Consider the following 10,566-nt stretch of genomic DNA (forward strand, 5'->3'; position numbering starts at 1 on the left):
GGTGTGACACTCTTTCCCTCCCCGAGGCTGTTGCGATGTGGCGGGGACGCGTCCCGCCCCGGCGCGCCGACGACCCGGGACGAGGCGTGGGTGCACCCAGGCGGCAGCCGGCTGCCGGACGCCCGGTGCGCCCTCGCGGTCCGGCCGTCCGGGCCGGCCGGCCGGCGTCGGCGGAAAGTCCCGGCCGCACGGCAACCTTCGCTCCGCCGGCGGCAACTGACGGGTGGCACGAGGGCGGCACACCGCCCACGGGCCGTCCGATCCCAGCGCCGCCCACCGCCGCGCGCCGCCGACCCGGGCGGCAGCGCCGCGACGGCGCCGAAGCAAGGAGTAGCCCCCATGAACGAGACGGATCCCACCGCGGACGGCCGCACCCGGCACGACCGCGCGGCCGGTGGCCGGCGACGTACGCGTGGGCGCCACCGCCGGCGCTGGACCACGCTGGGCCTGGCCCTCGGCGTGCCCGGCGTGCTCGGCCCGTACCTGCTCCTCGTGCAGGCCGACTCGAAAGCCGCGTCGGTGGACCCCACCGCCTACTACACGCTGGTGTCGGTCCGCAGCGACAAGGCGCTGGACGTCCCCGGGGCGGACGCGGCCGACGGCGTCCGGATCCGCCAGGCGGGCCGCGCTGCCGGTGCCGCGAGCCAGCAGTGGCAACTGAAGCTGGTGGGGGACGGCTTCTACGAGGTGGAGAACCGCAGCAGTCACAAGGTCATCGGAGTGCGGGGGGCTTCCACCGAGCCGGCCGCCGCCGTCGAGCAGCAGACCGACCACGGCTCCGCCGCGCAGCAGTGGAGGATGCAGGACGTCGGCGGCGGCGCGGTGAAGCTGGTCTCCCGCAGCAGCGGCATGGTCCTGGACGTGTGGGGCGGTTCCGACGGCGAGGGCGTGCCGCTCATCCAGTACGCCGACCGGGGCAGCACCAACCAGCACTGGCGGCTGGTGAAGGTCGACGGCACGGGCGGGTATGCCTGGCACAACGCCCAGATCGTCGGTGGCGGGTTCGTCACCGGGCTGGTCTTCAACCCCGCGCGCAAGGACCTCCTCTACGCCCGGACCGACATCGGCGGCGCGTACCGCTGGGACGCGGCCGCCGCCCGGTGGACCTCGTTGACCGACTGGATCGGCGGCGACGACTGGAACCTGCTGGGGATCGAGAGCCTGGCGACCGACCCGGTCGACCCGGGCCGCCTGTACCTCGCGAGCGGCACCTACACCAACGACTGGGCGGGCAACGGCGCGATCCTCCGCTCCACCGACCAGGGCCGGACGTTCCAGCGCACCGACCTGCCGTTCAAACTGGGCGGCAACGAGGACGGCCGGTCCATGGGCGAGCGCCTGGTGGTGGACCCCGACGACCACCGCACGCTCTACCTCGGCACCCGCAAGAACGGCCTCTGGCGCAGCACCGACTACGGCGTGACCTGGAGCCAGGTCGGCGGCTTCCCCGTCAGGGACGGAGCGAGCAGCGGCGCCGGCCTGTCCTTCGTGACCTTCGGGCCGCCCGGCAGCAGGACGGTCTACGTCGGCGTGGCCGACCGGACCACCTCGCTGTACCGCTCCACCGACGGCGGCGCCACCTGGCAGGCCGTACCGGCCCAGCCCACCGGGCAGCTGCCGCAGCACGGTGTGCTGTCCGGCGACGGCTCGTTCTACCTGACCTACACCAACGCGCCCGGCCCGAACGGGGTGACGGGCGGCTCGGTGTGGAAGTACACGCCGTCCACCGGGGCCTGGAAGAACATCTCGCCGTCCAGCGGCGCTTACGGCTTCGCCGGCCTGGCCGTCGACCCGCAGCACCCGGCCACGGTGATGGTCACCACGCTCGACCGCTGGTGGCCTTCCGACGAGCTCTACCGGTCGACCGACGGCGGCGCCACCTGGAAGCCGCTCGACGCGAGCACCGTGCGCGACAACTCCGCGGCGCCGTACGTGGGTACCGGCATCGGGCACTGGATGGGCACGCTGGCCATCGACCCCTTCGACTCCGGACACGTGCTGTACGGCACCGGATCGGGCCTGTGGGGCAGCAACGACGTGACGGCGGCGGACACCGGGCGTCCGACGCACTGGACGATCCCGGCCAGGGGCCTGGAGGAGACCGCGACGCTCGGACTGGTCAAGCCCCCCGGCCTGCCGCTGATCAGCGCACTCGGGGATGTCGGCGGCTTCCGGCACGACGACCTGACCAAGGTTCCCGCCAAGGCGCTGACCGGGCCGCTGTTCACCAACACCACCGGCATCGACTTCGCCCAGGGCAAGCCGGAGTTCCTGGTGCGGGTCGGCCTCGGCGGTGCGCAGCACGGCGCCTGGTCCACCGACGGCGGGGTCGGCTGGACACCGTTCGCGAGCGTTCCGGTGGGCGACGCGGGCGGTGGTTCCACGGCCGTCTCGGCGGACGGCGCCACCGTGGTGTGGACCCCTTCGGGCCAGGCTCCCTTCCTCTCCACCAACCGCGGCGCGTCCTGGACGCCGGCCGCCGGCCTGACCAAGGACACGGCCGTGGTGGCCGACCGGTCGGCGGCGAACACCTTCTACGCGCTCAGCGGCGGCACCCTGTACACCGCCACCGACGGCGGAAGGCACTTCACCGCCCGCGCCGCCGGTCTGGGCGACGGGCAGCTCAAGGCGGTTCCGGGCGTCGCCGGCGACCTCTGGATCGCCGGCGGGCGCAACGGGCTCCGGCACTCCACGGACGGCGGGTCGAGCTTCCGCAAGCTCGACGGCGTGGAGCAGGCGAGCGCCGTCGGCTTCGGCAAGGCGGCGCCGGGCGCCGGCTACCAGGCCGTCTTCCTGAGCGGGAAGGTCAAGGGCGTCACCGGCCTGTTCCGTTCCACCGACGGCGGCTCGACCTGGACCAGGATCAACGACGACCAGCACCAGTTCGGCGGAAGTGTCATCAACGTCGTCGCCGGCGACCCCGACGTCTACGGCCGGGTGTACCTGGGCGGCTACGGGCGCGGCGTGCTGTACGGCGACCCTTCCTGACCGTCGCTGCCCGGGCGGGCGGCGTGGCCCGCCGCCCGCCCGGGCAGCCCCTCGGGAATTCCGCGCCGGAGCGGCAACCTTTCCGGCTCCGGCGGCCACTGAGCAGTGCAACGTCGAGTCGATCTACCGAATGGATGGGAATGAGGGCAACGAAGCACGCCGCCCCGCAGTCGAGGCGCGGGCTGGTCATGGGCGTTCCGCTGGTTCTGGTGGCGGCCGGGGTGCTGGCGTTCCTGGCCTTCGCGCTCCTGCCGGGGAGCGGGGGCGGCGGGGGTAGCGGGGAGGCCGCCGCCGGCCGGCCGGCCGCCGCGTCCGTCGCGGCCACCGCACCGAGCACAGGACAAGCCACCGGTCCTGCCGTCGGGACAGCGGCCGAAACGGCCGCACCGACCGCCTCCGCCGCCCCGCCCGGGACCACGCCCACCGTGGCGACGGCTTCGGCCGCCGGCACCCCGTCCCCGGCGACCGCCGCCCCCTCCCCGCCCGCCACCACCACGCCGCGGCCGTCGACCGCCGGGGCCACCCCGTCGCCCTCGGCCACCGCCCACCCGGTGCCGGCCACCGCGTCCCTGGCCGGGCGGATCAAGCCCGGGGCGAGCTACCCGGGCGTCGCGACGTCCTACGACGCCGCCGACGGCAACGGCGCCTGCTCGTTCGGCCCGTCCGGCGACCTCATGGTCGCGGCGATGAACCACACCGACTACGAGTCGGCCAAGGCGTGCGGGGCGTCCGTGCTCGTCCGCGCCGCCAACGGCGCCACCCTCACGGTCCGGATCGTCAACGAGTGCCCGCTGCCCTGCGCACCGGGGCAGCTCGACCTCAGCCACCAGGCCTTCGCCGAGCTCGCCGAGCTCTCGGTGGGCCGGCTCCCGATCACCTGGACGCTGCTGAGCCCGGGCGCGCCGGAGACGATGTCGGTCCGGTACAAGACCGGGTCGACCCAGTGGTGGTGCGGTATCCAGGCGATCGGTCACCGCAACCCGGTCGCGACGTTGGAGGTCCGGGCGCCCGGCGGCTGGCGACAGCTCCCCCGCAGCGACTACAACTACTTCCTCTCCGCCGACGGCACCGGGTGCGGGGGCCCGATCAGGGTCACCGACATCTACGGGGAACAACTGACCGTCGACGGGATCGCGTTGCAAGCGGGCATCGCGCAGCCGGCCCGGGTCCAGTTCGCCCGGCATTGACCGCGCCGCTCGCCGGCCCGCCGTCCGGGCTCCCTCTCCGGGGCGGCCACCACCCGGAGCCGGTCACGGCCCCTGCTACGCTCAGCCAGGCTGTTAACGCTCACATTGCTAGGAGAGGGCGACCGGGGGAAATGCTCCTCGATGACGCGTCCGCGGAGTTCCACGACTTCTTCGAACGCCACCACGCCGAACTCGCCCGTCTCGCCCATCTCCTGACCGGCGAGACGGACGCGGCCGACGACCTCGCCGCCGACGCCCTGATCGCCCTGTGGCAGCGCTGGGACCGGCTCCGCGCAGCCGACCACCCCCTCGCCTACGCCCGCGGGGTGGTCGCCAACATGGCCCGGGAACGGATCCGCAGCGCGGTTCGCGAGCGGCGCCGGATCCTGCTCTTCTGGTCCCGGGCCCCCGAGCGGACGGACGGCCCGGACGTCGCCGCCGTGCTGGACGTCCGCGCGGCGCTCGCCCGCCTGCCGTTCCGCAAGCGGGCGTGCGTGGTGCTGCGCCACGCCTTCGACCTGTCGGAGAAGGACACCGCCGTGGCACTGGGCATATCGGTCGGTACGGTGAAGAGCCAGACCTCGAAGGCGATGGCCGAGCTGGAAGGCGCACTCGGCGCACGAGCGGTCGGCGAACTGGCGGCAGGAAGGCGGAACCGGTGAACGACGACATCACCCGTCGGCTGCGCGAGGCCGCCGAGGCCCACCAGCCCGACCGGGCACGGATCCTGGCCCGCGTGGAACGCGGTGCGGCCGGTCCTCCCGTCCGCCACCGCACACCGACGTTCGCGAGGTCGTGGCCCAAGGCCGCCCTGGCCGGCCTCGCTGCCGCCGGCATCCTGGCGACCGGTGGTCTCGCCGTCGCCGGCATCGCCCGGACTCCGCCGTCGGAGCCCGTCACCACCCCGGCCGTCCCGCCTCCGGCGGTCGCCTCCTCGCCCCCGGTGGCGACTCCCCCCGGTGTCGCCGACCCGACGCGGGCACCCACCGCCGACCCGCCCACCAACGCCCCGCCCGCCTCGCGCCCGACCCCCACGGCGAGCACCCGGCCACAGAACGGACCACTGTGGTCGGAGGGCTCGGTGGACGCGCACAGCACCGTCTACTGGGCCCAGAGCGACCTCCTCCTCACGTCCGCCCAGCCGCTCACCTCGCTCACCGTGGAACTGCGCGTCGCGCAGACCGGCGACGTGCGGGACACCGGCAACTGGCGAACCCTGCCGGCCGAGGACTTCTCCGTCACCGTGCAGGAGTCGGACGGCGTGCTGGTCTACCGCTGGACCCTCAGGCCCGGCCGCACCGTGCCGGCCGGGCGGCACGAGTTCGCAGGCCAGTACAACCACGCCGCCGGCACGCGCAGCGCCGCGAACGACAGCTACCGGGTCGAGGCCCGGAGTGCGGGCGGCCCCGCCTCCGTCTGGGGAGGGTTCGCCCGATGAGCCGGATGCACGTCCGGGGAGGTGCCGAGCGGCGAGAGCCACCGCCCGGCGGGGCCCTCCTCCGGGAGGCAGGGCGTCCGCCGCGCCGGGTGGCCGGGTAGTCGGGTAGCCGGGTAGCCGGGTAGCCGGGTAGCCGGGTAGCCGTCCGGTCGTATCGCGCCGCCCCGGGGGCGCCCGAGCGCGACCTGAAGGCCGGGCGGCACCGCCCGCGTGGGGTCCGGCGGGCCGGCGGTGCGAGGCACCCGGACGGCTACCCGGCGCCTTCGGGCCGGTGCCGGCCCGCGCGGCGGTCACCGTCCCCGTCCCGCGTCGGGTCGCCGGCAGCGAGCGCTCCGGGCCACCGCGCAGGCCGGCCTGCCGGTGACGCCGCCGAGGGGACGGCGGAGGCGTCTGCGCCCGGGCGAGTGCCGCGGCGAATCCGGTCCGCCGCTGCGCGAGGTATTGACAACTCGCAACGCCTGTTGGAGATTTCACCTGAACATGTCAGGCAGGGCGCGTTCCCCACCGCGGAAATGTTAGCGCTAACAGAAGGTGCCGACACCCCGGTTGATCCCCGGATCCGCCGAACCCACAGGGGTGCGCTCGGTGCGTCGACCGGCGCTACGGCTCCTGGACGGGACCAAGCTCCGCGCTCGGGGCACGCACAGCCCGCCCTGCCCGGCAGGACCGGCTCGGCCGCGTACGCGCACGATCGTCACGACGAGGCCCCGGTCCCCACCGGTGTGCCGTCATCCCCCACCCAAGGAGAACGATCCGTCATGCCATGGCTCACCCAGAAGCCCCGCCTCGGCAAGGTCCTGACCGCGGTCGCGGGCCTGGTCGTCAGCTCGGTCACGGCCGTCGCCGCGAGCCCCGCGGCCGACGCCGCCGGGGCCACCACGCTCGGTGCGGCGGCGGCCGGCAGCGGCCGCTACTTCGGCGCCGCAGTGCCCGCCGGAAAGCTCGGCGACCCGACCTACTCCACCATCCTCGACCGGGAATTCAGCATGGTCACCCCGGAGAACGAGATGAAGTGGGACACCGTCGAACCCTCCCGCGGGTCGTTCGACTTCGGGCCCGCCGACTCGATCGTCGGCCACGCCTCCGCGCACGGCCAGCGCATGCGCGGCCACACCCTGGTCTGGCACTCCCAGCTGCCCAACTGGGTCACCGGCATCACCGACGCCAACACCCTGCGCAGCGTGATGAACAACCACATCACCACGGAGATGGCCCACTACAAAGGCAAGATCTACGCCTGGGACGTGGTCAACGAGGCCTTCGCCGACGGCGGCAGCGGCCAGCACCGCGGCTCCGTGTTCCAGAACGTGCTGGGCAACGGCTTCATCGAGGAGGCCTTCCGCACCGCCCGGACCGCCGACCCCTCGGCCAAGCTCTGCTACAACGACTACAACATCGAGAACTGGTCCGACGCCAAGACCCAGGGCGTCTACTCCATGGTCAAGGACTTCAAGGCCCGCGGCGTGCCCGTCGACTGCGTCGGATTCCAGAGCCACTTCGGCGCCGGCGGGCCGCCGGCCAGCTTCCGGACCACCCTGTCCGCCTTCGCCGCCCTCGGCGTGGACGTCCAGCTCACCGAGCTCGACATCGCCCAGGCGTCCGCCGGCGCGTACACCACCGCCGTCCAGACCTGCCTCGACGTCGCCCGCTGCACGGGCATCACGGTGTGGGGCATCCGCGACAGCGACTCCTGGCGCACCGGTGAGAACCCGCTGCTGTTCGACAACAACGGAAACAAGAAGGCCGCCTACGGCGCGGTGCTCTCCACCCTGAGCCGCGGTAGCGGCGGGACGCCGCCCGGGGGCATCACCCCCGGCACCGTCTACACGCTCTCCGACGTGGCCGCCGGACGCGTGCTCGACGAACCCGCGGGACAGAACGGCAACGGCACCCCGCTCCAGGTGTGGGACGCCAGCGGCGCCGCCAACCAGCAGTGGCGGGCCGCCCAGAACGGCGACGGCTCCTACACCCTGACCAACGTCGCCAGCGGCCGGGTGCTGGACGAGCCCGCGAACCAGACGGGCAACGGGACGAGGATGGAGGTCTGGGACGCCAACGGCGGCGCCAACCAGCACTGGCGGGCCGCCCGGAACGGCGACGGCTCCTACACCCTGACCAACGTCGCCAGCGGCCGCGCGTTGGAGGTCGCCGGCGGTCAGACCGCCAACGGCGCTCCCGTCCAGATCTGGGACTCGACCGGCGGGGCCAACCAGCACTGGAAGTTCGGCTGAGTCGAGCCGCCAGCGCGGCGGGTGCCCCGCCGGGCTCCTGTCTCGACCGGGCACCCGCCGCGGGGCAGCGGGTGTGAAGACGCTCGATGCGCGCCCTCACGGCGGCGCGCACAGGTGAGCGATGACAAGGCCGTGTGACAACTCCCTCCCTTCACGAAAGAGGTCTCCCATGCGCAGACGGAATTCCCGTCGCGGGCACCTGTCCGTGGTGCTCACCGCCGTGCTCGCGGCCGTGGTGGCGTTGGCCACGATGCTCGTCGCCAACCCGGCACAGGCGGCCACCGGCAGCGCCGTGCGCGGTGCCGGTTCCGGCCGGTGCCTCGACGTGCAGAACGCCGGCCAGGCCGACGGCACGTCCCTGCAGATCTACGACTGCTCGGGCGGTACCAACCAGCAGTGGACGTCGACGTCCACCAACCAGCTGACCGTGTACGGCAACAAGTGCCTGGACGTTCCGGGCCACGCCACCACGGCCGGCACCAGGGTGCAGATCTGGACCTGCAGCGGCGGTGCGAACCAGCAGTGGCGGGTCAACTCCGACGGCACGATCGTCGGCGTGGAGTCCGGGCTGTGCCTGGACGTCACCGGCGCCGGCACGGCCAACGGCACGGCCGTGGGGATCTGGACGTGCACCGGCGCCGCCAACCAGAAGTGGACCGGCCTGTCCGGGACGACGCCGGGCGGCACCTGCCCCCTCCCGTCGACGTACCGCTGGTCGTCGACGGGCGTGCTGGCGCAGCCGGCGAACGGGTGGGGCGCGCTGAAGGACTTCACCACCGTGACGTACAACGGCAAGCACCTCGTCTACGCCTCTGACGTGTCGGGTTCCTCGTACGGTTCGATGGCGTTCGCTCCGTTCACCGACTGGTCGGGCATGGCGTCGGCCGGGCAGACCGGGATGAACCAGAACGCGGTGGCACCCACGCTGTTCTACTTCGCCCCGAAGAACATCTGGGTGCTGGCGTACCAGTGGGGCGCGTGGCCCTTCATCTACCGCACGTCGAGCGACCCGACCAACCCCAACGGCTGGTCCGCGCCGCAGCCGCTGTTCACCGGCGGCATCCCGGGCGCCGCCCCGATCGACCAGACCCTGATCGCCGACGACCAGAACATGTACCTGTTCTTCGCCGGTGACAACGGCAGCATCTACCGGGCGAGCATGCCGATCGGGAACTTCCCGGGCAACTTCGGCTCCTCCTACACGACGGTCATGAGCGACACGGTGAAGAACCTCTTCGAGGCACCGCAGGTCTACAAGGTCCAGGGCCGGAACCAGTACCTCATGATCGTCGAGGCCCGGGGCGCGAACGAGCAGCGCTACTTCCGCTCCTTCACCGCCACCAGTCTGAACGGCTCCTGGACCCCGCAGGCCGCCACCGAGAGCAACCCCTTCGCGGGCAAGGCCAACAGCGGCGCCTCCTGGACCAACGACATCAGCCACGGGGACCTCGTCCGCAACAACCCCGACCAGACCATGACCGTCGACCCCTGCAACCTGCAGTTCCTCTACCAGGGCAAGTCCCCCAGCGCGAGCGGCCCCTACGACCAGCTGCCGTGGCGGCCGGGTGTCCTCACCCTGCAGCACTGACCGACCCGCCCCCGGTGAACTCGGGCGCGTGCGGCCGGCGGTGCCCGGACGATCCTCCCCCGGCACCGGCACCTCCGCCTGCTGACCGCTCCTGACCGCTCCTGACCGCTTCTGACCGGCCCGAGGGACCCCGGCCGTACGTCGGCCGGGGTCCCTCCCTTCGCGGACCGTCAGCGCGGGGTGCGGACCGCCCCGCACGGACGGCGCGCTCGGCCGGGGCCCGCTGCGCGGCGACCCGACGGCGCCTCGCGGCCACTCGAAGTGCCGCTCTACAGCTGCTCGAAGTGGAAGGAACGGATGAAGCAGTCGCGCGGCTGGCCGATCGCGAAGAGGACGCAGTCGAGGACGGACCGCGCGGTCAACGGGTCGTCCGTGGTCCGGGAGGCGTCGTCCCAGCGGGGGTGGAGCGGGTCGCCGTCCGTGAAGTCCGGCGGGTAGAGCGAGATCACGCGGATGCCCTCGGGGCGGAGCCGATGGGAGAGGACGTCCGCGAATCCGGCCTGGGCGGCCTTGGCCGCGTAGAACGCGGGATGCGCCTGCGACCGATGGTTCCTCGCTTCCGCGGCCGAGGAGACCAGGTTGACCACGTCCGCGCCCGCCGAAGCGCGCAGCAGGGGCAGGAAGTGCTTGACCGTCAGCAGGGTGCCGGTGGCTCCGGAGGCGACGGTGTCGGCGATCGCTTCGTCGTCGGCGTCCCACAGGTCAGGGCCTTGCAGGTACCGGGCGCCGTTGTTGACCAGCACATCCACCTGGGCCGTTCGCGCGGCGACCCCCTCCGCGAAGCCCCGCACCGTGGCCGGGTCGGCCAGGTCGCAGGCGAACGCGTCCACCTGGGCACCGCTGTCGGCCGCCACCTCCGCGGCCGTCTTCCGCGCGGCGGCCGGCGTGCGGGCGGAGACGAACAGGCGCGCACCCATCCGGCCGGCGTGCACCGCGAACGCCCTTCCGAACCCGCGCCCCGCGCCGGTCACCACCACGGTCCTCCCGGCGAGATCCATGCCCGCACCTCCTTCGACGCTCTCAGTGGATCAAGGGTGAGCCTAGTACTGCAACGGTGCTTACCGTGATGAGGCTTCAGCTCTTGGGCTGTGGCCTCGTCGCTTGTAGTGGCTGGTCCGGGCTTGGTGTTGGCGT

7 protein-coding genes are annotated in these 10,566 nt (G+C 73.1%); 6 read left to right on the top strand and 1 reads right to left on the bottom strand.

Features of this window, described 5'->3' with window-relative positions; all coding sequences use genetic code 11:
* The first annotated feature begins 339 nt into the window (after nucleotides 1–339).
* The 6 genes from ABZ497_RS35790 to ABZ497_RS35815 all read left to right on the top strand — a co-directional run bounded on the left by ABZ497_RS35790 (nucleotide 340) and on the right by ABZ497_RS35815 (nucleotide 9,432).
* Nucleotides 340–2,988, top strand: a complete 2,649-nt coding sequence (locus ABZ497_RS35790; RefSeq protein ID WP_359812064.1) for an RICIN domain-containing protein — start codon at nucleotides 340–342, stop codon at nucleotides 2,986–2,988.
* A 140-nt stretch (nucleotides 2,989–3,128) separates the two neighbouring features.
* A complete protein-coding gene (locus tag ABZ497_RS35795) occupies nucleotides 3,129–4,175 on the top strand; it encodes an expansin EXLX1 family cellulose-binding protein (protein ID WP_359812067.1) in 1,047 nt (348 codons plus the stop codon).
* A gap of 131 nt (nucleotides 4,176–4,306) precedes the next feature.
* A complete protein-coding gene (locus ABZ497_RS35800) occupies nucleotides 4,307–4,837 on the top strand; it encodes a SigE family RNA polymerase sigma factor (protein WP_329485149.1) in 531 nt (176 codons plus the stop codon).
* Nucleotides 4,834–5,613 carry a hypothetical protein gene (locus ABZ497_RS35805; RefSeq protein ID WP_359812071.1) on the top strand — a complete coding sequence of 260 codons (780 nt, stop codon included), beginning with the start codon at nucleotides 4,834–4,836 and terminating at the stop codon, nucleotides 5,611–5,613. The genes ABZ497_RS35800 and ABZ497_RS35805 overlap by 4 nt, the downstream gene beginning before the upstream one ends.
* 758 nt (nucleotides 5,614–6,371) lie before the next feature.
* Nucleotides 6,372–7,844 carry an endo-1,4-beta-xylanase gene (locus ABZ497_RS35810; protein ID WP_359812074.1) on the top strand — a complete coding sequence of 491 codons (1,473 nt, stop codon included), beginning with the start codon at nucleotides 6,372–6,374 and terminating at the stop codon, nucleotides 7,842–7,844.
* Nucleotides 7,845–8,013: 169 nt separating this feature from the next.
* Nucleotides 8,014–9,432 carry a non-reducing end alpha-L-arabinofuranosidase family hydrolase gene (locus ABZ497_RS35815; protein ID WP_359812077.1) on the top strand — a complete coding sequence of 473 codons (1,419 nt, stop codon included), beginning with the start codon at nucleotides 8,014–8,016 and terminating at the stop codon, nucleotides 9,430–9,432.
* A gap of 269 nt (nucleotides 9,433–9,701) precedes the next feature.
* Here ABZ497_RS35815 and ABZ497_RS35820 read toward each other — a convergent pair whose 3' ends face one another.
* On the bottom strand, nucleotides 9,702–10,430 hold the full coding sequence (locus ABZ497_RS35820; protein ID WP_359812080.1) for an SDR family NAD(P)-dependent oxidoreductase: 729 nt from the start codon (nucleotides 10,428–10,430) through the stop codon (nucleotides 9,702–9,704).
* Nucleotides 10,431–10,566 lie beyond the last annotated feature (136 nt).

Source organism: Kitasatospora sp. NPDC005751 (genome assembly GCF_040630835.1).
Classification (GTDB): domain Bacteria; phylum Actinomycetota; class Actinomycetes; order Streptomycetales; family Streptomycetaceae; genus Kitasatospora.